Annotated in this window: 18 protein-coding genes; 11 read left to right on the plus strand and 7 right to left on the minus strand. The window is 63.8% G+C overall.

The window, feature by feature from the left end:
- The first annotated feature begins 56 nt into the window (after window positions 1-56).
- Window positions 57-917, plus strand: a complete 861-nt coding sequence (gene speE, locus LLJ08_RS08525; RefSeq protein WP_046619666.1) for a polyamine aminopropyltransferase — start codon at window positions 57-59, stop codon at window positions 915-917.
- A 330-nt stretch (window positions 918-1,247) separates the two neighbouring features.
- Complete coding sequence (locus LLJ08_RS08530; protein WP_023445156.1) at window positions 1,248-1,589, plus strand: ribonuclease E inhibitor RraB; 342 nt, start codon at window positions 1,248-1,250, stop codon at window positions 1,587-1,589.
- Between the two features lie 11 nt (window positions 1,590-1,600).
- Here the strand turns inward: LLJ08_RS08530 and LLJ08_RS08535 are convergent, their stop codons facing one another.
- Window positions 1,601-2,557, minus strand: a complete 957-nt coding sequence (locus LLJ08_RS08535; protein WP_023445157.1) for a LysR family transcriptional regulator — start codon at window positions 2,555-2,557, stop codon at window positions 1,601-1,603.
- 109 nt (window positions 2,558-2,666) lie between these two features.
- Between LLJ08_RS08535 and LLJ08_RS08540 the strand changes: the two genes are divergently transcribed.
- Entirely contained in the window at window positions 2,667-3,419 is a 753-nt protein-coding gene (locus LLJ08_RS08540; RefSeq protein WP_041014345.1) for a sulfite exporter TauE/SafE family protein, read from the plus strand.
- A gap of 22 nt (window positions 3,420-3,441) precedes the next feature.
- Here the strand turns inward: LLJ08_RS08540 and chrA are convergent, their stop codons facing one another.
- The gene (gene chrA / locus LLJ08_RS08545; RefSeq protein ID WP_228208680.1) at window positions 3,442-4,662 is read right to left on the minus strand and encodes a chromate efflux transporter; all 1,221 of its coding nucleotides are present in this window, start codon (window positions 4,660-4,662) and stop codon (window positions 3,442-3,444) included.
- A 63-nt stretch (window positions 4,663-4,725) separates the two neighbouring features.
- Window positions 4,726-5,691: a DUF1853 family protein gene (locus LLJ08_RS08550; RefSeq protein ID WP_228208681.1), complete on the minus strand. Its 966-nt coding sequence runs from the start codon at window positions 5,689-5,691 to the stop codon at window positions 4,726-4,728.
- Between the two features lie 212 nt (window positions 5,692-5,903).
- Here LLJ08_RS08550 and LLJ08_RS08555 point away from each other — a divergent pair, with 212 nt between their 5' ends.
- The 8 genes from LLJ08_RS08555 (at window position 5,904) to LLJ08_RS08590 (ending at window position 16,463) form a co-directional block, all read left to right on the plus strand.
- On the plus strand, window positions 5,904-6,791 hold the full coding sequence (locus tag LLJ08_RS08555) for an NAD(+) kinase (RefSeq protein WP_003280695.1): 888 nt from the start codon (window positions 5,904-5,906) through the stop codon (window positions 6,789-6,791).
- Window positions 6,791-7,762, plus strand: coding sequence for a metallophosphoesterase (locus LLJ08_RS08560; RefSeq protein WP_228208682.1), 972 nt, complete (start codon window positions 6,791-6,793; stop codon window positions 7,760-7,762). Before LLJ08_RS08555 ends, LLJ08_RS08560 begins: the two co-directional genes overlap by 1 nt.
- Window positions 7,759-8,628, plus strand: a complete 870-nt coding sequence (locus tag LLJ08_RS08565) for a rhomboid family intramembrane serine protease (protein WP_228208683.1) — start codon at window positions 7,759-7,761, stop codon at window positions 8,626-8,628. Before LLJ08_RS08560 ends, LLJ08_RS08565 begins: the two co-directional genes overlap by 4 nt.
- 61 nt (window positions 8,629-8,689) lie before the next feature.
- A complete protein-coding gene (locus LLJ08_RS08570) occupies window positions 8,690-8,968 on the plus strand; it encodes a YeaC family protein (RefSeq protein ID WP_228208684.1) in 279 nt (92 codons plus the stop codon).
- The gene (locus LLJ08_RS08575; protein ID WP_228208685.1) at window positions 8,968-9,801 is read left to right on the plus strand and encodes a DUF2797 domain-containing protein; all 834 of its coding nucleotides are present in this window, start codon (window positions 8,968-8,970) and stop codon (window positions 9,799-9,801) included. The genes LLJ08_RS08570 and LLJ08_RS08575 overlap by 1 nt, the downstream gene beginning before the upstream one ends.
- A 220-nt stretch (window positions 9,802-10,021) precedes the next feature.
- Entirely contained in the window at window positions 10,022-12,682 is a 2,661-nt protein-coding gene (pepN, locus tag LLJ08_RS08580) for an aminopeptidase N (protein WP_228208686.1), read from the plus strand.
- Between the two features lie 411 nt (window positions 12,683-13,093).
- Window positions 13,094-14,092 carry a WD40/YVTN/BNR-like repeat-containing protein gene (locus LLJ08_RS08585; RefSeq protein ID WP_228208687.1) on the plus strand — a complete coding sequence of 333 codons (999 nt, stop codon included), beginning with the start codon at window positions 13,094-13,096 and terminating at the stop codon, window positions 14,090-14,092.
- A gap of 16 nt (window positions 14,093-14,108) precedes the next feature.
- The gene (locus LLJ08_RS08590; RefSeq protein ID WP_101274970.1) at window positions 14,109-16,463 is read left to right on the plus strand and encodes an efflux RND transporter permease subunit; all 2,355 of its coding nucleotides are present in this window, start codon (window positions 14,109-14,111) and stop codon (window positions 16,461-16,463) included.
- 81 nt (window positions 16,464-16,544) lie between these two features.
- On the opposite strand, the gene cobA is transcribed toward LLJ08_RS08590, so the two are convergent.
- From cobA to nirB, 4 genes are read right to left on the minus strand one after another with little or no spacing between them, the layout of a single operon-like run.
- Entirely contained in the window at window positions 16,545-17,282 is a 738-nt protein-coding gene (gene cobA / locus LLJ08_RS08595) for a uroporphyrinogen-III C-methyltransferase (RefSeq protein ID WP_228208688.1), read from the minus strand.
- A 25-nt stretch (window positions 17,283-17,307) separates the two neighbouring features.
- A complete protein-coding gene (locus tag LLJ08_RS08600; protein ID WP_228208689.1) occupies window positions 17,308-20,013 on the minus strand; it encodes a nitrate reductase in 2,706 nt (901 codons plus the stop codon).
- A gap of 43 nt (window positions 20,014-20,056) precedes the next feature.
- Entirely contained in the window at window positions 20,057-20,386 is a 330-nt protein-coding gene (gene nirD, locus LLJ08_RS08605) for a nitrite reductase small subunit NirD (protein ID WP_125024521.1), read from the minus strand.
- Between the two features lie 24 nt (window positions 20,387-20,410).
- Window positions 20,411-22,861: a nitrite reductase large subunit NirB gene (gene nirB, locus LLJ08_RS08610; protein WP_228208690.1), complete on the minus strand. Its 2,451-nt coding sequence runs from the start codon at window positions 22,859-22,861 to the stop codon at window positions 20,411-20,413.
- Between the last annotated feature and the right edge of the window lie 423 nt (window positions 22,862-23,284).

The raw sequence follows: 23,284 nt of genomic DNA on the forward strand, positions 1-23,284 counted from the left end.
CAGATTGCCATCATGCGGCGGAGCGCTGCTTCGTCGCCGGTCAAGGGAGATAACCCATGAGCGACTTTCAGGAAACTCTCTACGAGGGATACGGGCAGCGGTTCCAGGTCGACAAGCTGCTGCACGAGATGCGCACCGAGCATCAGCATCTGGTGATCTTCGAGAACCCGCGCATGGGCCGGGTGATGGCCCTGGACGGCGTGATCCAGACCAGCGAGGCCGACGAGTTCATCTATCACGAGATGCTCGCCCACGTGCCGATCCTGGCTCATGGCCTGGCGCGCCGGGTGCTGATCATCGGTGGCGGCGACGGTGGCATCCTCCGTGAAGTGGCACGTCATCGCGATATCGAAAGCATCACTATGGTCGAGATCGACGGCGCCGTAGTGGAGATGTGCAGGGAGTTCCTGCCGAATCATTCCGCCGGCACCTTCGAGGACCCGCGGCTGAATCTGGTGATCGATGACGGCATGCACTTCGTGGCGACCACCGAAGAGAAGTTCGATGTCATCATTTCAGACTCCACCGATCCCATCGGCCCGGGTGAAGTGTTGTTCTCGGAGAATTTCTACCAGGCCTGTCGCCGCTGCCTGAACGAAGGCGGCATTCTCGTTGCGCAGAACGGTACGCCATTCATGCAACTGGGCGAACTGCAGACCACTGCCAAACGCATGCAGGGCCTGTTCGCCGACTGGCATTTCTACCAGGCGGCCGTGCCGACCTACATCGGCGGTGCCATGTCCTTTGCCTGGGGCGCTTGCAGTGCCGAGAGCCGCAAGCTGCCGTTGGAAGCTCTGATGCAGCGCTTCGCCGGCAGCGGCATCGTTACGCGGTATTACAACCCGCATGTGCACATTGGCGCTTTTGCACTGCCGCAATACGTGTTGCATGCGATCGCCAAGCCTAGCAACGACTGATTCCAGATCGTGATAGCGGCGCAGCAACGCGCGCTGTGCTTGATCCACGGCCCGCCCGGCAACGGTGCGGGCCGTTTTTGCATCCAGCGTCCGGGTTGAACTGCCAGGACTTTTCCGGGTTCTACTGGAGCGAGGCCGCGCGCTTGGGCCGGGGGTTAATTAAGCCCTCGCAGTTGGCTCCGCGGCCTGCTAGCTTGTCAGCGTGGACTGCGTCCACCGCGTCACTTCGACTAGCTGTTGCGACTCCCGTTTGCCCGATGTCTTGACGACGGAGCCGATCTCCCGCTGAGCTCGTGGCAACTTCATCCAGGTATGAGAGGAGGTTGATTTATGAGCACCACCTTCCACGAGGATGTCAGCAGCACCGTTCTGCGCCGGATGAAGGAGGGCGGTTTCGATTTCGCCCGAGTCCATCCAATCGAGTTCTATGCGGTATTTTCCGAACAGGACCGCGCTCAGAGGGCCGCGCAGAACTTTCGCGGCGAAACCATCAATACCCAGGTGTTTCCGCGTGAGGACGGAAGCTGGAATCTGCAGGTAAGCAAGGTGATGTATGCGACGTTCGATGGCATCGGCGATTTCGAGCAGGATCTTGAATACCTGGTCGAACCCCTCGGTGGGGTGCTTGATGGCTGGGGCGTCACCCAGGAGATCGAAGGTCAGGGTGCCTGACCGTTCTATCCTCACTCCCTCTTGAAGCCGCTCTGAAGTGCCTGGTCCCAGGGAGGGACCGGGCCGAAGCGGTTTTTCAGAAACTCCAGCAACAGACGGCTCCGCGAGTCGGCCTCGCGTCGCAATCGCAGCGCGTAGATGCCGCTGGCCTCCGGTTGCGGCAATCCCCCTTCGCAGAACAGCGGCAGCAGTTCGCCACGCAGCAGCTGGTCGCTGATCAGCCAGGTTGGCAGGTGGGCGATGCCAAGTCCCGCCAATGCCCCTGCCAGCAGCGCTTCGGCATTGTTCGCCACCATGCGCAGGCGGCCCGGACGCAGCAGTTGCGGTCGCCCGCCGCGCTCGAAGCGCCACGCATGGGGCGGCGCCAGCGCATCCCAGTCCAACCCATCATGGTCGGGCAATTCCTCCGGTTGTAGTGGCACGCCGCGGCGTTCCAGATAGGCGGGGCTGGCGCAGACTACTCGCACCATCGGCGCCAGCGGTGTGGCGACGAGACGGGTGTCGGCCAGCGGGCCGATGCGCAACACCAGATCGACCTCACCCAGGTGCTCGCCGTGCAGGTCGACGAAGCTGTCGATCAGACGCAGCTGGATATCGACTCCCGGATAGGCCTGGAGAAATTCGGCCAGGGCCGGCGCCAGATGACGGCGACCGAAGGGGGCCGGTGCGTCGATCCGGATGCGGCCTTCCGGTGCGCTGTCCAGCGACGTCGCTTCGGCGCGCGCCAGGTGCAGTTCCTGCACGATGCGCCGGGCGCGCTCGGCGAATGCCAATGCGGCGGGCATCGGGCGAACCGCGTGGGTGCTGCGGTTGAACAGCTGGCAGCCCAGTGCCTGTTCCAGTGCATCGATGCGCCGCGCCACCGCCGAAGGTGTCAGGCCGTGGCGGCGCGCGGCGGCAGAGAAGCTGCCAGCGTCGAGCACATCGATGAACAGGCTGAGCTGGGCGGAAAGGGCGTCGGGCAGCATTCGAATTCCTTGCTTGTGCGATCTGCGCAAAGCCATTGTGCGTGGCTATGCGTACCGACGCCAGCGGCGGCGGCGTACGATGAGCGCCCCTGTGAATTGGAGCGTCGGAATGCTGCTGGATATCGGATTGAACGTACTGCTCGGATTGGCGCTAGGCACGCTGGGCGGCTTGTTCGGTATCGGCGGCGGGCTGATCGCGATTCCCGTGCTGGGCGTGCTGTTCGGCCTGGACCAGCAACTGGCGCAAGGCACCGCGTTGGTGATGGTCGTGCCCAACGTGCTGCTTGCCATCTGGCGCTATCACCAGCGCAATCGCATCGACTGGCGGCATGCCCTCGCGCTGGGCAGTGCCAGTTTCGTATTCGCCATCGCCGGTGCGGCCGTTGCCGTGTCGCTGGATGCCGGGCGCATGCGCATGGCGTTCGTCGGCTTTCTGCTGGCCCTGGCTGCCTACACCCTGCTACGGGTGTTTCTGCGCCCGGCCGCCGGCGACGGACAGCTGCGTCATCCCTGGCCATGGCTGGGCCTGCTCGGTGCGGGTGCCGGAGCAATGGGAGGTTTGTTCGGTGTCGGTGGAGCGGTTATCGCCACGCCGATTCTGACCAGCGTATTCGGCACCTCGCAGGTGGTCGCTCAGGGCCTGTCGCTGGCACTGGCCGCGCCGAGCACCGGCGTCACTCTGGTGACCTATGCGCTGCATCATCAGGTCAACTGGTCGCTGGGCCTGCCGCTGGCGGTAGGCGGATTGCTCAGCATCAGCTTGGGCGTGCGGTTGGCGCATGCCTTGCCGGAACGTCTGCTGCGACTGCTGTTCAGCGTTTTCCTGGTGGCAAGCGCCGTGTTGCTGGCGATGGAAAGCTGATCGGCGCGATTTCGCCAGTCGTTTAGCCGGTCAGGCCGATCAGGCCACCACCCACAGCGCCACCGATCACCACCAGCCAGGGCGGTAGTTTCCAGTACATCAGTGCGGCGAGGGCGAGCAGGGCAAGGACGAAATGCTCTGGCGCCTTGATGCCGCTGGTCCATACCGGATCGTACAGCGCAGCCAGCAGCAACCCGACCACCGCCGCGTTGACCGCCGCCAGGGCTGCCTGCGTGCGCCGGTTGCTGCGCAGGCGCTCCCAGAACGGCAGCACGCCGATGACCAGCAGAAACGACGGCACGAATACCGCAACCAGGCACACCGCCGCTCCCAGCAAGCCGCTGGGCGACTCATTCATCGAGGCGCCGAGAAACGCGGCAAAGGTGAACAGTGGTCCGGGTACCGCCTGGGCCGCGCCGTAGCCAGCGAGGAACGTATCGCGGTCTACCCAGCCTGGCTGCACCACTTCGGCCTGCAGCAGCGGCAGCACCACATGGCCGCCACCGAACACCAGCGCGCCAGCGCGGTAGAACGCATCGAGCAACGTCAGCAACGGGTTGTCCGTGCCGCTGGCGAGTAGCGGCAACAGCATGAGCAGCGCAAAGAACAGCGCCAGTGCTGTGAGCGCGGCCCGACGCTTCACCGCAACGGGCAATGCGACATGTGCTTCTGTGGTGGCAGGGCGAAAGAAAACCACCCCGATCAGACCCGCCGTGGCGATGACCGCAACCTGACTCCAGATGAACGGGAGCAGCAGCACGGTGCTCGCCGCCGCCAGCGCAATGGCGATTCGCGGCGCGTCGGTGCACAGCGTTCGTGCCATGCCCCAGACGGCCTGGGCAACCACGGCCACGGCGACGATCTTCAGACCCTGAAGGATGCCAGCAGGCAGCGCGTCGCTCCATGTGGCGATTCCCAGCGCGAACAGCGTCAGCGCGATCGCCGATGGCAGGGTGAAGCCTGCCCAGGCCGCCAGCGAGCCACGGTAACCGCCGCGCAGCAAACCGATCGCCAGGCCTACCTGGCTGCTGGCCGGGCCTGGAAGAAACTGGCAGAGCGCGACCAGATCGGCATAGCTGCGCTCGTCCAGCCAGCGGCGACGCTGGACGAACTCCTCGCGGAAATAGCCGAGATGCGCGATGGGACCGCCAAAGGAGGTGAGGCCCAGGCGCAGGAACACCAGAAAAATGGTCCAGGCGTCGAGTCGGGAGGATGTCGAATGATGCTGCGCGTCGGTGGGCATGCGGGTCTGTCGGCTATCGATCTGTAGGGTCGAGTCGGGCAGGCAGTCTAGCTGTTCAAGGTGTCAGGTGGATGACAGCGGACGCGCTGCGGCGCCGTTGCAGGGCCAATCATCGGCAACCAGAAACAGCCGTTCCTGCTCCAGCCAGACGCCCGATGCATCCGGTTCGAGCCGCGCCAGAAGCTGCGCCCGCGCCTGTGCCGGATTGGCGGCCTGCCAGTCGGCGAACCGGTTTGCAGTCCACAGTTCGGCCGGCGTGACACGTGCTGGCGCGAGCCAGGCCGAGCGAGCGATGGGTTGCCAGACGGCGTCGGGCGTCTCGGACTGGAAGCGCGGCCAGTCGGCCTGGCGCAGCCATCTGCCCTGCAGGTGGTGCGGGTTGGCGCCGAGTGGCGGCGTGCAGCTCTGCGGCCAGGGGCGGAACAGGTACCCGCTGAGCCAAAAGCTGCTTTGCACCGGGCGGCCGGTAAGTTCAGCGAGCACCGCCAGCGTTGCTGGCTGGGTACACAGCGGCAGCTGTCGCTGGCACATATGGTCGAGTTTCAGATCGAGTCGATCGTGACTGCCGGGACCAAGCCAATGCGCGTGCCGGCTGCCATCGCCCTGCCCGAGCCCCAGGTAGAACTTCACGGCCAGCTCCAGGTGATGCACGCCCTGGTCATCGCAGAACAGCAGGTCCAGCTCGCCGAGGGTGCTGCCGTTCTGCCGGATCGGCAGATTGGCGGCGAGCAGCTGGATATCGGGTGCGTGGGACAGCGCGTATTGCCACAGCCGCTCGTAGTACAGGCCCAGTCGTCGAATGCGGTGCAGCGACAGCCAGGCTTCGAGAATCGATGGCTCGGCATCCTGTTGCCGCAACCAGTTGGCCAGCCGCTCCGGCTCGCTGTTCCAGCAGCTCGCGGACAGCGGGTGACGCTGACACTGCGGTGCCTCGCTCAGCAGCGGCGGCGAGAGGATCGTCCAGGCGAGATCGCGCACCTGCGGATGCTGGAGGCGGTTGGGGAGGGCGGAAAGACTGCACAGGCTCATGAATGCAGCATAGCTGTCGGTTTGCTGATGGTCCGGCGTTTCGCTGATAATCCGCTGCCGCTGAACACCGCGGCGAGCAGGGGCTCTAACGCCTGTGCTGGAATTCAGGCGAATGGCCGATTCGTATCGGCGTCGTCGCCTGCGTGCTGCGTGTTATTTTCGAGCGCTGCGACTGCCCGCAACCATCCGCCCAGCCACACCAGGGAACGTCAATGGAGCAATTCCGCAATATCGGCATCATCGGCCGCCTGGGTAGCTCCCAGGTGCTGGATACCATCCGCCGGCTGAAGCGATTCCTCGTCGAACGCCATCTGCATGTGATTCTTGAAGAGAACATCGCCGAGGTGCTGCCGGGACACGGCATGCAGACCTCGTCGCGGCAGCGGCTGGGCGAATCCTGCGACCTGGTGATCGTGGTCGGCGGCGACGGCAGCCTGCTGGGCGCCGCCCGGGCGATGGCCAAGCACCGGGTGCCGGTACTCGGCATCAACCGTGGCAGCCTCGGCTTTCTCACCGACATCCGTCCGGATGAGCTGGAAGAGAAAGTCGCCGAAGTGCTCAACGGCCAGTACACCCTGGAAAATCGCTTTCTGCTGGAGGCCCAGGCGCGACGCTTCGATGAGCCGATCGGCGAGGGCGACGCGCTCAACGATGTGGTGCTGCATCCGGGAAAATCCACGCGCATGATCGAATTCGAGCTGTACATCGACGGCCAGTTCGTCTGCAGCCAGAAGGCCGACGGCCTGATCGTGGCGACCCCCACCGGCTCCACTGCCTATTCGCTGTCGGCGGGCGGGCCGATCATGCATCCGCGATTGGACGCCATCGTCGTCGTTCCCATGTACCCGCACACGCTGTCGAGCCGTCCGATCGTGGTCGATGGCAACAGCGAGCTGAAGATCGTGGTGTCGCCGAACATGCAGATATATCCGCAGGTGTCCTGCGACGGCCAGAACCACTTCACCTGTGCTCCGGGCGATACCGTGACGGTGCGCAAGAAGCCGCAGAAGCTGCACCTGATCCATCCGCTGGACCACAACTACTACGAAGTTTGCCGGACCAAGCTGGGCTGGGGCAGTCGCCTCGGCGGGGGCGATTGATGCAGCTTGATCCCGAACGCGGCTACGACCTTATCGGTGATGTGCATGGCTGCGGTCGTGCACTGGCGCGGCTGCTGGATCAGCTGGGCTACCGCTTGCAGGGCGGGGTCTGGCGCCATTCGCGGCGACAGGTGATCTTCCTCGGCGACATCATCGACCGCGGCCCGCATATCCGCGAGGCGCTGCATCTGGTCTACGACATGGTTGATCGTGGGCAAGCCTACTGCATCATGGGTAACCACGAGTTCAATGCGCTGGGCTGGTACATGCCGGCACCACCGGGCAGCGGCCGGGAATTCGTGCGTGAGCATTCGCCGCGTTTCGCCCGGCTGTTGCAGGAAACCTTCCAGCAGTTCGAACCCTATCCCGAGGAGTGGAAAGCCTTTCGCGAATGGTTCTATAGCCTGCCACTGTTTCTCGAGAACGAACGCTTCCGCGTGGTGCATGCCTGCTGGGACAGCTGGGTGATCGCACGCCTGCGTCCGTTTCTCAACGACGCCTGCCTCAATCCGGCAATCCTGCGCGAAGCCGGCCTGCCGGGTACGTTCATCTGCCAGGCGCTGGATCGGCTGCTGCGCGGCACCGATATGCCGCTGCCCGAGGGCATGACGCTGACCAGCGAGGAAGGCTTCGTGCGGACCTTCTTTCGTACCAAATTCTGGGAAGAGAACCCGCAGACCTACGGTGACGTGGTGTTCCAGCCCGATGGCCTGCCGGATCATGCGGCGCGCATGCCACTGTCTGCGCAACAGAAGAATCGCCTGTTCCTCTACGGTCCGGACGAGCCGCTGCTGTTCGTTGGCCACTATTGGCGTCGCGGCCAGCCGGGGCCGCTGCGCGACAATCTGGCCTGCCTGGACTACAGCGCGGTGAAGAACGGCAAACTGGTGGCCTATCGACTGGATCAGGAAGTCCGGCTGGACCCGGCGAAGTTCGCCTGGGTCGATGTCTGCGCGGTGTTCCGAACATGAGTGTCGAGGTGAGCGAAGCGCTGCGCCTGCCGCTGTCGGAAGACCTTAGCGGTTTCATCGCCTTGCTGCGCCGTCTGCGGGTGCCGTGCCGGGTGTCGGAGGAGGGCGATCAACAGGTGCTGCGCGTGCCGGTTGAGGTCGTCGAGCAGGTTCGTGACCTGTACTCACGGCATCCCCATGGCGATGACAGCGTCGTCATCGAACAGCCGCGTCGCCGCGGCGGTTTCGTCGCCGCCCTGCGCGCCAGCCCGCTGACCGCAGCAATATTGGTCATCACGCTGGTCGTCGCGGCCATCACCCTGCTTGGTGAGAATTTCGCAACGATCCGCTGGCTGAACTTCGTCGACTTCCGGGTCGATGGTGAATACGCCTACTTCGCCTCGCTGGAGCAGACACTCGCCGCCGGGCAGTGGTGGCGACTGATCACGCCGATCTTCGTGCATTTCGGCATTCTGCATCTGGCGATGAACAGCATGTGGTTCTGGGAGCTGGGGCGGCGCATCGAAGCCCTTCAGCGCGCCTGGATGCTGCTGGCTCTGACGCTGCTGTTCGGTCTGGTGTCCAACTTCGCCCAGTACCTGTTCGGCGGGCCGGGCATTTTCGGTGGGCTCTCCGGCGTGCTGTACGGGCTGCTCGGGCACTGCTGGCTCTATCAGAAGCTTGCGCCCAACGAGGCCTACCGGTTGCCACCCGGGGTGGTCGTGCTGATGCTGGTGTGGCTGGTGATCTGCCTCACCGGCGTCATCGAGGTGCTCAGTTTCGGCGCGCTGGCCATCGCCAATGCCGCTCATGTCGGCGGGTTGGTCGCCGGCTGCGTGACCGGCGTGATTGGCGGCACCCTGGCGCGCCGTCGGCGCCAGCGCTGAGGCTTTTCCCTAAAGCACGGCTGCCCGGTAGAATGGTCGCTCGTTTCCCTCGGAGCTGGCCATGTCGACCTTTATCCAAACCGCCGAAAACATCACCCCCGAAATCTACCTGAACCTCAAGCAGGCGCTTGAACTCGGCAAATGGGCTGACGGCCGCAAGCTGACCCCAGAGCAGAAGGAAACCTGCATGCAGGCGGTGATCGCCTGGGAACTTAAGAACCTCCCGGAAGAACAGCGCACCGGCTTCATGGGCGGTCAGGAATGTGCTTCCAAGAGCAAGAAGGCTGAGCCGGCCATCGATACCAGCCTGTTCGCTCCCGCTTCGGGAACCCGCCACTGATGCTCGAATTGGGACGCGGTGCGCTGAGCAAGATGTCGATCCAGCTCGGCGCACCGGCGCAGTATTCCTTCCGTCTGAACGACGAGCTGGTGCCGGTCAATCCGCTGATCGGCAAGACCCTGCGTCTGGAATACCTCGGCGCCATCAACTGCACCCATTGCGGTCGCAAGACCAACAAGAGCTTCAGCCAGGGGTATTGCTACCCGTGCTTCAAGAAGCTGCCGCAGTGTGATGTCTGCATCATGAGCCCGGAAAAGTGCCACCACGATTTCGGCACCTGCCGCGACCCGCAGTGGGGCATGGACTTCTGCATGACCGACCATGTGGTCTACCTGGCCAACTCGTCGGGCATCAAGGTCGGGATCACCCGTGCCACGCAGCTGCCGACGCGCTGGCTCGATCAGGGCGCCAGCCAGGCGCTGCCGATCATGCGCGTCGCCACGCGCCAGCAGTCCGGAATGGTCGAAGACCTGCTGCGCAGCCAGGTGGCGGATCGCACCAATTGGCGCGCGCTGCTCAAGGGCGATGCCGAACCCATCGACCTGATCGAAATGCGCGAGCAGATCTTCGATGCCTGTGCCGATGGGTTGCGCGAGTTGCAACAGCGCTACGGGCTGCAGGCGATCCAGCCGGTGGCGGACGCCGAGGTGCTGGAGGTTCGCTATCCGGTCGACGCCTATCCGACCAAGGTTGTCAGTCTCGATCTGGAGAAGACGCCCGTAGTCGAAGGTACGCTCAGGGGCATCAAGGGCCAGTACCTGATTCTCGATACCGGCGTGATCAACATTCGCAAGTTCACCGCTTATCAGGTCGCCGCCAGCGCTACCGCGTAGGGTGGATAACGCTTCGCTTATCCACCGCTTACGGCCGGCGGGCTCAAGGATGAGCGGCCTGGAACAACCCTGTGGAAAAGGCTTCTCCGTTTCCACCCTACAAGTCCGTCGCGACAGACGCTAAGCTCGAACTCATCCGCAGCCCGGTTTCCGGGCTGGCAGTCCATCGCCAAATTCCTGCTTGAAGCTACCCGCTTGAAGCTCAGTCGACGAGGTTTCCATGCGTACCGAACAACCGAAAGTCATTCATCTGAAGGATTACCAGGCGCCTGAATACCTGATCGATGAAACCCACCTGACCTTCGAACTGTACGAGGACCGCACCCTGGTGCACGCCCAGCTGGTGATGCGCCGCAATCCCGAGCGCCCGGCTGGCAAGCTGCCGCCGCTGGAGCTGCACGGCCAGGAGCTCGAGCTGCAGGCCATCGCGCTGAACGACCGCGAGCTTGGCCTGGGCGACTACCAGATCAGCGAAGACTGTCTGACCCTACAGCCGGACAGCGAAAGCTTTGTCATCGACACTTCGGTGGTGATCCATCCAGAAACCAACACCGCGCTGGAAGGGCTGTACAAGTCCGGCAGCATGTTCTGCACCCAGTGCGAGGCCGAGGGCTTCCGCAAGATCACTTATTACCTCGACCGCCCGGACGTGATGAGCAAGTTCACCACCACCGTGAGCGCCGAACAAAAGGCCTATCCGGTGCTGCTCTCCAACGGTAACCCGATTGCCAGCGGCAGCGAGGACGACGGCCGCCACTGGGCGACCTGGGAAGACCCGTTCAAGAAGCCGGCCTACCTGTTCGCCCTGGTTGCAGGTGACCTCTGGGCGATCGAAGACAGCTTCACCACCATGAGCGGGCGCGACGTGGCGCTGCGCATCTATGTCGAGCCGGAGAACGTCGACAAGTGCCAGCACGCCATGGACAGCCTGAAGAAGTCGATGAAGTGGGATGAAGAGGCCTACGGTCGCGAGTACGACCTGGACATCTTCATGATCGTCGCGGTGAACGACTTCAACATGGGCGCCATGGAGAACAAGGGCCTCAACATCTTCAACTCCAGCGCAGTGCTGGCCCGCGCCGAAACCGCTACCGATGCCGCGCACCAGCGCGTCGAGGCCATCGTCGCCCACGAATATTTCCACAACTGGTCGGGCAATCGCGTGACCTGCCGCGACTGGTTCCAGCTGTCGCTCAAGGAAGGCTTCACCGTCTTCCGCGATTCGCAGTTCAGCGCCGACATGAACTCGCCGACCGTCAAGCGCATCGAGGACGTCGCCTACCTGCGCACCCACCAGTTCGCCGAGGACGCCGGCCCGATGGCGCATTCGGTGCGCCCGGAATCCTTCATCGAGATTTCCAACTTCTACACCCTGACCGTCTACGAGAAGGGCGCCGAAGTGGTGCGCATGATCCAGACGCTGCTGGGCGACGAGGGCTTCCGCAAGGGCAGCGACCTCTATTTCGAGCGGCATGACGGCCAGGCCGTGACGGTCGACGATTTCGTCAAGGCGATGGAGGACGCCAACGGTGCGGACCTGACCCAGTTCAAGCGCTGGTACAGCCAGTCCGGTACACCGCGCCTGGCCGTCAGCGAGCAATACGACGAGGCAGCGAAGACCTACCGCCTGACCTTCCGCCAGAGCTGTCCGCCGACACCGGGCCAGCCGACCAAGGAGCCGTTCGTGATCCCGGTGGCGCTGGGCCTGCTCGCCGCCGATGGTTCGGACATGCCGCTGCGCCTGGAAGGCGAGCCGCAAGCTGCGGGCACCAGTCGCGTGCTGGCGGTGACCGAAGCCGAACAGAGCTTCACCTTCGTCGACGTCGCCGAGCGTCCGCAGCCATCGCTGCTGCGCGGCTTCTCCGCGCCGGTAAAGCTGGATTACCCGTACGACCGCGACCAGCTGATGTTTCTGATGCAGCACGATTCCGACGGCTTTAATCGCTGGGAAGCGGGTCAGCAGCTGTCGGTGCAGGTGCTGCAGGAGCTGATCGGTCAGCATCAGCGTGGGGAAGCGTTGGTGATGGATGAGCGCCTGGTCGAGGCGCTACGCAGCCTGTTGCAAAACGAGACGCTCGATGCAGCCATGGTTGCCGAGATGCTTTCGTTGCCGGGCGAGGCCTATCTGACCGAAATCAGCGAAGTGGCGGACGTGGATGCCATCCATACGGCACGCGAGTTCGCCCGCAAGCGCATCGCCGACGCGTTGTTCGAGCCGCTGTGGCAGCGCTACCAGGCCAATCGCGAAACCTCGCGCAGCACGCCCTATGTCGCCTCGGCCGAACATTTCGCCCGTCGCGCCCTGCAGAACATCGCATTGTCGTATCTGATGCTGAGCGAAAAAGCCGAAGTCGTGGAAGCCTGCCTGGAACAGTTCGAGCAGGCCGACAACATGACCGAGCGCTTGACCGCACTGGCCGTGCTGGTCAACTCGCCGTTCGAGGCTGAGCGCGACAAGGCACTGCAGGCCTTCGCCGAGCACTTCAAGGACAACCCGCTGGTAATGGATCAGTGGTTCAGTGTTCAGGCCGGCAACCCGTTGCCCGGCGGGCTGGAACGGGTGCAGACGCTGATGCAGCACCCGGCATTCACCCTGAAGAATCCGAACAAGGTGCGTGCGTTGATCGGCGCCTTCGCCAACCAGAACCTGGTCAACTTCCACCGCGCCGATGGCGCCGGCTACCGCTTCCTCGCCGACCAGGTGATCACCCTCAACGCGCTGAACCCGCAGATCGCCTCGCGGCTGCTGGCACCGCTGACCCGCTGGCGCAAGTACGACAGCGCCCGGCAGGCGCTGATGAAGGGCGAGCTGGAGCGCATTCTTGCTTCCGGCGAGCTGTCCAGCGATGTCTACGAAGTGGTGAGCAAGAGCCTCGCCTGACTCGACAAGGCCGATCGTGCAATGCGATCGGCCTTTCTTTTACGAGAGCCCGTTCCCAGGCACTATCCATGGCAAACAACCATCCTGCGTATCGTGACCATCCTTTGGCGCCTCGCGTCGGATCGTCACTGCGGGATCGAAAGGGGCGGTCGGCACATACTGGCCACTGGCCCAATCAGCCTGAGTGATCACGCGTCAATCATTGCGTGAGAGTTAACAATTCATAACGTCCGGCCAATTGTGCCTGTCTGTGGAAGCTGGCTAGGATGGCCGAGCCTGCATTACAGGCCTTACCTAATAAGAATAAAGGGGGTATGTATGAGTGAGCCCGTTCTGCGGCGCACACTATCCGGCCGCGCCGTGGTTCCATGCCAGGCGAGGGCGTCGCGTCTTCACTCATCGGTTGCCGGCATGCTTTCGCTGTGCGGCGCCTTCTCACTCCTGCTGCTCGCAGCATCGGCACCCGCCCAGGCCGCTACCGATGGCCAGGCCCGCTACTCGATCGAGTCGGCCAAGGCGGTATCCAATCTTCTGCTCGATATCACCCAGGCAGGCGAACGCCTCGTTGCGGCGGGCGATCGAGGCCACATTCTCTATTCCGACGATGGTGGCGCCAGCTGGATGCAGGCCAAGGTCCCGACGCGTCAGCTGCTGACGGCCATCGACTTCGTCGACGACAAGCACGGCTGGGCGGTTGGCCATGACGCGTTGATCCTGGCTACAGCCGACGGCGGTGAGAGCTGGACGGCGCAGTACGAGGATCGCGAGCGCGAGGCTCCCTTGCTGGACGTCTGGTTCGAAGACACCCAGCACGGCATCGCGGTGGGCGCCTACGGTGCGCTGCTCGAAACCATCGATGGCGGTCAGAGCTGGGAGGACATCAGTGAGCGCCTCGACAACGAGGACGGTTATCACCTGAACGCCATCGCCCATATCCAGGGCTCGGGCCTGTTCGTCGTCGGCGAACTGGGCGGCATGTTCCGCTCCTCCGATCTCGGCGAAACCTGGGAGCGCGCCGAGTCGCCGTATCAGGGTTCGTTCTTCGGGGTGGTCAGTGGTTCGGAGCCGGGGGTTGTGGTTGCCTTCGGTCTGCGCGGCCACCTGTTCCGTTCCGTCGATTTCGGCGACAACTGGGAAGGCATCGAGCTCGTCAACGGCAACGGCAATGTACTGGAGTCCGGGCTGGCCGACGGCAACCTGCTGCGCGATGGGCGCATCGTGGTGGTCGGTCACGGCGGCGCGGTACTCACCAGCGACGATCAGGGCCGTAGCTTCAAGCTGTTCAATCGCCCCGACCGCCGTTCGCTGTCGGGTGTCACCTCCGATTCCCAAGGCAACCTGATCCTGGTAGGGCAGGGTGGTGTTCGCATCGCCTCGCCATCGGGCGCGGATCTGGCCACACAACAATAAAGCCGGGAGAGTCTGCATGACCAAGCACCAACAGAAGCCGGCGTCGTTCCTCGAGCGCCTGATCTTCAACAACCGGCCGGCAGTCGTCGTACTCTGCCTGCTGATCAGCGCGTTTCTCTTCTATCAGGCGGCTCAGGTTCGGCCGCAGACCAGCTTCGAGAAGATGATTCCGCTGGGGCATCCGTATATCCAGAAGATGCTCGAGCACCAGAATGATCTGGCCAACCTCGGCAACACCGTGCGGATATCGGTGGAGGCCGTGGAGGGCGACATCTTCGCCAAGGAGTACATGGAGACGCTGCGGCAGATCCATGACGAAATCTTCTATATCCATGGCGTCGACCGCTCCAACATGAAGTCGCTGTGGAGCCCCAGCGTGCGCTGGACCGAGGTCACCGAGGAAGGCTTCGCCGGTGGTGAGGTGATCCCGCAGACCTACGACGGCTCACCTGAAAGCCTTGAGGACCTGCGCGACAACATCCTCAAGTCTGGCCAGATCGGCCGTCTGGTGGCGAACAACTTCAAGTCGAGCATCATCGATGTGCCGCTGCTGGAGTCCTACCCGGACCCGGAAGACCAGAGCCGGCAGATCAAGCTGGACTACCAGAAGTTCTCCCACGAGCTGGAAGAAAAGATCCGCGAGAAGTACCAGGCGCAGAACCCGAATGTGAAGGTGCATATCATCGGCTTCGCCAAGAAGGTCGGTGACCTGATCGACGGGCTGGTCGGTGTTGCGTTGTTCTTCATCGTAGCCATCGGCATCACCTTTGCCCTGCTGCTGTGGTTTACCCGCTGCCTGAAGAGCACCATCGCGGTACTGATCACCACGCTGATCGCCGTGACCTGGCAGCTTGGCCTGCTGCACACCCTGGGCTTCGGCCTCGATCCGTACTCGATGCTGGTGCCATTCCTGGTGTTTGCCATTGGTATCTCCCACGGCGTACAGAAGATCAACGGCATCGCCATGGCCTCCGGCTATACCGAAGATCCGGTGACGGCGGCGCGCATGGCTTTCCGTCAGCTGTTCATCCCGGGGATGGTGGCGTTGCTGTCCGACGCGGTGGGCTTCGTTACCCTGCTGCTGATCGATATCGGCGTGATCCGCGAGCTGGCCATCGGTGCTTCGCTGGGCGTGGCGGTGATCATCCTGACCAACCTGATCCTGCTGCCGGTTGCGATTTCCTACATGGGCATCAGTCAGCGGGCGATCAAGCAGGCCCGCGAAGAAGCCTCGCGCGATCATCCGTTCTGGCGCGCGCTGTCGAATTTTGCCAGCCCGAAGGTGGCGCCGATCTCCATCACTATCGCCGTGGTCGCGCTGGCGGGTGGCCTCTGGTACGGCCAGAACCTGAAGATCGGCGACCTTGATCAAGGCGCGCCGGAGCTGCATCCGGATTCGCGCTACAACCTGGACAACGACTTCGTCATCCGCAACTACTCGACCAGCTCCGACGTGCTGGTAGTGATGGTCAAGACCGCACCGGAAGGCTGTTCGCACTACGATACGCTCGCCGCCATGGACGAGCTGATGTGGAAGATGCAGAACACCGAGGGCGTGCAGTCGGCGGTGTCGATGGTGTCGGTGGCGCGTCAGGGCATCAAGGGCATGAACGAGGGCAGCCTGAAATGGGAAACGCTTTCGCGTAACCAGCATGTGCTGAACAACTCCATCGCCCGTGCCGAAGGTATGTACAACAGCGACTGCTCGCTGGCACCGGTACTGGTGTTCCTCAACGACCATAAGGCCGAGACGCTGGAACACGTGGTCGCCGCGGCGAAGGAGTTTGCCGAGGAGAACAACCGCGAAGGTCTGGAGTTCGTGCTGGCGGCAGGTAACGCCGGTATCGAAGCGGCCACCAATGAGGTCATCGCGGCGTCGGAAACCACCATGCTGATCGCCGTCTACCTGGCTGTGAGCATCATGTGCCTGCTGACCTTCCGTTCGCTGGCGGCCACGCTCTGCGTGATCCTGCCGCTGGTGCTGACTTCGATCCTCGGTAACGCGCTGATGGCCTTCATGGGCATCGGGGTGAAGGTGGCGACGCTGCCCGTGATCGCACTGGGCGTGGGTATCGGTGTGGACTACGGCATCTACATCTACAGCCGTCTGGAGTCGTTCCTGCGCCAGGGCATGACCCTGCAGGAAGCCTACTACCAGACCCTGAAGTCCACCGGCAAGGCGGTGATCTTCACCGGCGTCTGCCTGGCGATTGGTGTGGTGACCTGGGTGTTCTCGGCGATCAAGTTCCAGGCCGACATGGGTCTGATGCTGACCTTCATGTTCCTCTGGAACATGGTCGGCGCGATCTGGCTGCTGCCGGCCCTGGCTCGCTTCCTGATCAAACCGGAGAAGCTGCGTCAGAAAGCGTGATGATCACGCTGTAGCGAAAACCGCGGCCTTGGGGCCGCGGTTTTTTTTTACGGGTGTTTTTGGTACGGCGGTCAGCTACGGTCAGGCGCTCTGGCTTACCGCCTGGAACGCAGCCTGTGCGGCCACTTCGCCGATCACCAGGATCGCCGGGCTCTTCAGCTTGAAGGCCAAGGCATCGCAGCACATGCCAGCGAGGCTCGAACGGCATTCGCGTTGCTGCGGCAGTGAAGCGTTCTCGATCATCGCCACTGGTGTACCGGCGGAAAGTCCGCCCTCCAACAGCCCGGCCTGCACCTGCTCCAGCTTGCTCACACCCATGTACACCACCAGCGTGGTGCCGCTTTTGGCCAGCGCCTGCCATTCCGGACTGCTGTCGTCGAGCGTGTGCGCTGTTACCAGGGTGACGCCGCGGGCGACGCCGCGCTGGGTCAGCGAGATACCGCATTGCGTGGCGCCGGCCAGGCCGGCGGTGATGCCGTTGACCAGCTCGACCTCGATGCCGCGTGCCGACAGCCATTCGGCTTCTTCGCCACCGCGGCCGAAGATGCACGGATCGCCACCCTTGAGGCGCACCACGCACTTGCCCTGGCGGGCGTAACGCAGCATCAGACGGTGGATGAAGGCTTGCGGTGTGGAGCGGCAGCCGCCGCGCTTGCCCACCGGGATGATGCGAGCGTTCGGGCAGTGTTCGAGCACGGCGGGGTTGACCAGGTCATCGATCATCACCACCTGCGCTTCACCCAGCGCCCGCACGGCCTTGAGGGTCAGCAATTCCGGGTCGCCAGGGCCGGCGCCTACCAGCCAGACTTTTGCGCTCATGGGGTAATCCTCGTCTTGGTTGGTATCAGAGAAGTGCGCGTTCCGGCTGGCTGGCCAGCAGACGCTTGATTTCGGGTACGCAGGAGCCACAGCTGGTGCCGCAGCCGAGTTCCTGCTTGAGGCCGGTCAGATCGAGACCGCGCTCGATGCCTGCACGGACCTTGCTCTGGCTGACGTTCATGCAGTTGCACAGAGTACGGTCGGTGCTGATGGTCGCGCCGCCAGGTGGCGCGCTGAGTGGAGCCAGCAGCCAGCGACGCAACTCGGCGTCGGCGCTGCCGCGTTCCCAGAGTCCGCGCAGCCACTGCCGGGCGGCGGTCTCGCCGGCCAGGCGCAACGCGACGATACGGTCTTCCTCGATGCGTACGCGCTTGCCGACTGCACGGCGGGGATCGTCATAGGCCAGCACCGGGCCTTCATCGAGGCCGAGCAGGCGGTCAATGGCATCCAGCTCGACGGCCGTTGGCGCCGCATTCCGGGCGGCGCGGATCAGCAGCGCCGAGCGTTCGCGCCCGCCGAGGCTGAAACTGGCGTAGTCGAAGGTTTCGAACAATGGCCGCAGCGCCTCGAAGCGTCGCTGCACATCGCCCTCAACCAGCGCGAAGAACTGCCAGGGCAATTCGACCTGTTCGACTTCGATGCCGGCGTGCTTGAGTTCCGGCTGTTTCGACAGCGGATCGACGCTGGCCAGGGTCAGCACGTTGCTGCCCAGCCCCTTGAGAAAGCGATCGCCCCAGTGCATCGGCAGGAAGGTCTGGCCGGCACGCAGGCTGTCGTCCTTCTGTATCGGGAGGATCAGGCTGCCGCGACGGCTCTTCACCTTTACCAGCTGGCCGTCCAGCAGACGCCGGCGGCGCATGTCATCAGCGTTCATTCCGAGCAACGCTTCTTCGACATGGCCGAACAGCCGCGCCGCGGTGCCAGTGCGGCTCATGCCGTGCCACTGGTCGCGCAGCCGGCCGGTATTGAGCGTCAGCGGATAGCGCGCCTCGCGCTTTTCCTTCGGCGCCTGGTAGTGCTCGGCGATGAAACGGGCGCGGCCATTGGCAGTGGGAAACACACCGTCACCATAAAGCCGCGCGGTGCCTTGTTCGCTGCCTGGCGGAAACGGCCATTGCTGCGGACCGAGGGTATCGATCAGTGCGTAGCTCAGGCCGCTGTAGTCCAGATCGCGGGCGGCGGTGAGCGGCTTGTACTCCTCGAACAGCGCTTCGGCATTCTCGAAAGTGAACAGGCTCGGGCGGCCGGGGCGCAGGTGACGTTCCAGACGCCGGGCGAAATCGCAGGTGATCGCCCAGTCCGCACGGGCTTCGCCTGGGGCCGGCACGGCGCGGCGCACGTGGCTGATACGACGCTCGGAGTTGGTCACGGTGCCTTCCTTCTCGCCCCAGCTCGCGGCCGGCAGCAGAAGGTCGGCGTGGCGGCAGGTTTCGGTGGTGAAGAAGGCTTCCTGCACCACGACGAAGGGGCAGGCGGCCAGGGCCTCATGGACTTTCTGCTGGTCCGGCAGCGACTGAGCCGGGTTGGTGCAGGCGATCCACAGCGCCTTGATCTTGCCGGCGCGCACCGCCTCGAACAGCTCGATGGCGGACAGGCCAGGCTGTTTTGGCAGCTGCTCGACGCCCCAGTAGTCCGCGACTTCGGCACGGTGTTCGGCATTGGTTGCGTCGCGGTGACCGGGCAGCAGATTGGACAGGCTGCCGGTCTCACGGCCGCCCATGGCGTTCGGTTGGCCGGTGAGCGAGAAGGGGCCGGCGCCCGGCTTGCCGATCTGTCCGGTGGCCAGGTGCAGGTTGATCAACGCACTGTTCTTGGCGCTGCCGGCGGTGGATTGATTCAGCCCCATGCACCACAGGGAGAGGAAAGCAGGCGCGCTTCCAATCAGCCGTGCACAGGTTTGCAGATCATCTACAGAGATGCCGCAGAGGTCGGCGACCATTGCCGGGGTGTAGTCGCGCACCAGGCTTTTCAGCGCATCGAAGCCTTCGGTATGGGCATCGATGAAGCGGCGGTCGATCCAGCCTTCCCACATGAGAATATGCAGCAGGCCGTGGAACAGCGCGACATCGGTGCCCGGCAGGATCGGCAGGTGCAGGTCGGCGAGCTCGCTGGTGTCGGTGCGCCGCGGGTCGACGACGATGATGGTCATCTCCGGCCGCTTCGCCTTGGCTTCTTCCAGGCGGCGGAACAGCACCGGATGCGCATAGGCCATGTTGCTGCCGGCGATCAGCAGGCAGTCGGCCTGCTCGATGTCCTCGTAGGAGCAGGGTGGGGCGTCGGCGCCCAGGCTGCGCTTGTAGCCGACCACCGCCGAGGACATGCACAGCCGCGAGTTGGAATCCAGGTTGTTGGTGCCCACCAGGGCGCGGGCCAGTTTGTTGAAGGCGTAGTAGTCCTCGGTCAGCAGCTGGCCGGAGACATAGAAGGCGACGCTGTCCGGCCCGTGTTCGCGGATGGTCTCGGCGAACACGTTAGCGGCATGCTCCAGGGCACTGTCCCAGTCGGTGCGGCTGCGGGCCAGGCCCTTGCCGAGACGCAGCTCGGGATAGAGGGCGCGGGCATCGAGATCGCCGGTCAGGTGCAGGGTCGAGCCCTTGCTGCACAGCTTGCCGAAGTTGGCCGGATGGCTGGGGTCGCCGGCCACATCGAGGATGCGCTCGCCGTCGTGCTCGATCAGCACGCCACAGCCGACACCGCAGTAGCAGCAGGTCGAGGCGGTTGTCATACGCATGGCGTCGTCTCCTGGGAAAAGGTGCTGGTCAACTGCGGTGTGTTCAGGCCGCGCAATCCTTGCGCTGGTTAAGCGAAAGCTGCACGCGACCATTCTCGACGCGCGCCTCGTGGCGATGGGCGCAGCCGACATCCGGCGCCAAGGCCTCGCCGCTGGCCAGATCGATCTGCCAGTTGTGCAACGGGCAGGCGACCTGCTTGCCGTAGACGATCCCCTGCGACAGCGGGCCGCCCTTGTGTGGGCAACGGTCGTCGAGGGCGAAGACCTGATCGTCGGAGGTGCGGAAGATCGCGATATCGCCCTTGGGGCCGGCGATGATGCGCGAGCCGAGCGGGTTGATTTCATCCAGTGCGCAGATATCGAGCCAGTTCATGCGGTGTCTCTCCAGATCAGGTTCTCAGGCGTTTTCCAGCTGCTTGACGGCGATGCGGTCGAATTCCTTCTTCAGCTGCGGCTTGGAGAGCTGCTCCTGCCACGGGTCCTGCTCGAAGGAAAGCGAGAACAGCAACCGCTGGTGCAGCGCCTTGCGTCGCTCGGCGTCGTCCAGCACGGCCTTCTTGATGTGGTCCATGCCGACGCGCTGCATGTAGTGCACGGTGCGCTCGAGGTAGAAGGCTTCCTCGCGGTAGAGCTGGAGGAACGCCAGGCTGTACTCCATGACCTCCTCGGCGCTCTTCACCTTGACGAAGAACTCGCCGGCCTCAGTCTTGATGCCGCCGTTGCCGCCGATGTACAGCTCCCAGCCGGAGTCCACACCGATGATGCCGACATCCTTGATGCCGGATTCGGCGCAGTTGCGCGGGCAGCCGGAGACGGCCAGCTTGACCTTGTGCGGCGACCACATGTTGAACAGCGCGTGCTCCAGGTCGATGCCCATCTGCGTCGAGTTCTGCGTGCCGAAGCGGCAGAACTCGCTGCCGACGCAGGTCTTCACGGTGCGGATGGATTTGCCGTAGGCGTGGCCGGAGGGCATGTCCAGGTCTGTCCAGACACCCGGCAGGTCTTCCTTGCGGATGCCCAGCAGGTCGATGCGCTGGCCGCCGGTGACCTTGACCATCGGCACCTGATACTTGTCCGCCACATCGGCGATGCGCCGCAGCTCGGCGGCATTGGTGACGCCGCCCCACATGCGTGGAATGACCGAGTAGGTGCCGTCCTTCTGGATGTTGGCGTGGGCGCGCTCGTTGATGAAGCGCGACTGCGGGTCGTCCTTGGCCTCGCCCGGCCAGGTGGAGATCAGGTAGTAGTTCAGCGCCGGGCGGCAAGTGGCGCAGCCGTTCGGCGTGCGCCATTCCATGAAGGCCATGGCCGCCGGAATGCTGGTCAGGTGGTGCTCGCGAATGGCCTTGCGCACCTGGCCGTGGTTGAGGTCGCTACAGCCGCAGATGGCCTTTTCGCTCTTCGGCTTGACGTCGGCGGCGCCGCCCACGGTGTTGATCAGAATCTGCTCGACCAGCCCGGCACAGGAGCCGCAGGAACTGGCGGCCTTGGTGTGCTTTTTCACCTCGTCCACCGAGAACAGCCCGTGTTCCTGGATCGCCTTGACGATGGTGCCCTTGCACACACCGTTACAGCCGCACACTTCCATGTCGTCCGGCATCGACATGGCCTTGCTCTGGCCCTGGTGGCCAGCATCGCCGATGGCTCCCTCGCCGAACATCAGATGGTCGCGGATCTGGCCCACGTTCTGGCCCTCGCGTACCTGGCGGAAGTACCAGCCGCCATCGGCGGTGTCGCCATACAGGCAGGCGCCGACCAGCACGTCGTCCTTGATCACCAGCTTCTTGTAGACGCCGCCGATGGGGTCGGAGAGGGTGATGGTCTCGGTGCCATCGCCGCCGATGAAATCGCCGGCCGAGAACAGGTCGATGCCGGTGACCTTGAGCTTGGTGGAGGTCACCGAACCCAGATAGCGGGAGAAGCCGAGCATGGCCAGGTGATTGGCGCAGACCTTGGCTTGTTCGAACAGCGGTGCGACCAGGCCATAGGCGGTGCCGCGATGGTTGGCGCATTCGCCGACTGCGTAGATGCGCGGGTCGTAGGTCTGCAGGGTGTCGTTGACCAGGATGCCGCGGTTGCACGGGATACCGGCCTGTTCGGCCAGTTCGCTGTTGGGGCGGATGCCGGCGGCCATCACCACCAGGTCGGCGGGGATCACCTCACCGTCCTTGAACTTGACCGCGCAGACCCGGCCGTCGCCGTTGTCGAGCAGTTCGGCGGTGTGCTTGGGCAGGAGAAACTTCAGGCCACGGCTTTCCAGCGCGCTCTGCAGCAGGGTGCCGGCGGTCTTGTCCAGTTGCCGCTCCATCAGCCAGTCGCCGATATGCACCACGGTGACGTCCATGCCGCGCAGCTTGAGGCCGTTGGCCGCTTCCAGGCCGAGCAGGCCGCCGCCGATGACCACCGCGTGTTTGTGGGTCTTGGCGGTTTCCATCATCACCTGGGTGTCGGCAATGTCGCGGTAGCCGATTACGCCCTGCAGGTCCTTGCCGGGGATCGGCAGGATGAACGGATTGGAACCGGTGGCGATGAGCAGGCGGTCGTATACCGCCTCGCTGCCGTCATCGGCGATGACCCGGCGTTTGACGCGGTCGATCTTCACCACCTTGCGGTTGAGCATTAGGTGGATGCCGTTCTCGGCGTACCAGTCCAGGTCGTTGAGCACGATCTCTTCGAACTGCTGTTCGCCGGCCAGCACCGGGGAGAGCAGGATGCGGTTGTAGTTGGGATGCGGCTCGGCGCCGAACACCGTGATGTCGTAGAGCTCGTTGGTGAGCTTGAGCAGTTCCTCAAGGGTCCGCACGCCGGCCATGCCGTTGCCGATCATTACCAGTTTGAGTTTCTTCATGCCCGTTCTCCGTGCCAGTCGACAGCTGCCGTCCGGCCTGCTCGAAATTTTTCAACAACAAAAAAGGCGTCCCACCGGTTACCCAGTGAGGACGCCTTTGTCCGTGTCCCACTCTCTCGGGAAACCTGCCGCTCCACGTTGAGGGTCAGGTCGTAATGATTCTTCGATATTTCACATTGCAGAGGCTGTGCCAACTTTCCAATACGCCATTTTTCAATGGGTTGGAGCTTCCCGGCGCGTGGCTCAGAGGTTGATCGTTGCACTGATATGCAGCGGCTTGCGCCCTGATGGTGCGAATCGCCATCGAAGCGACTCCAAAAACGCCGTTGACAGGCCGCGGCCAGCTTTCTAAAGTTTCGCCCATGCGCCGATTTAGTCAGCTACTTGCGGGGCGCCTGGAGCCGATGGCTTTGAAATACCGCT

The organism is Stutzerimonas chloritidismutans (assembly GCF_020783375.1).
Classification (GTDB): Bacteria; Pseudomonadota; Gammaproteobacteria; order Pseudomonadales; family Pseudomonadaceae; genus Stutzerimonas; species Stutzerimonas kunmingensis.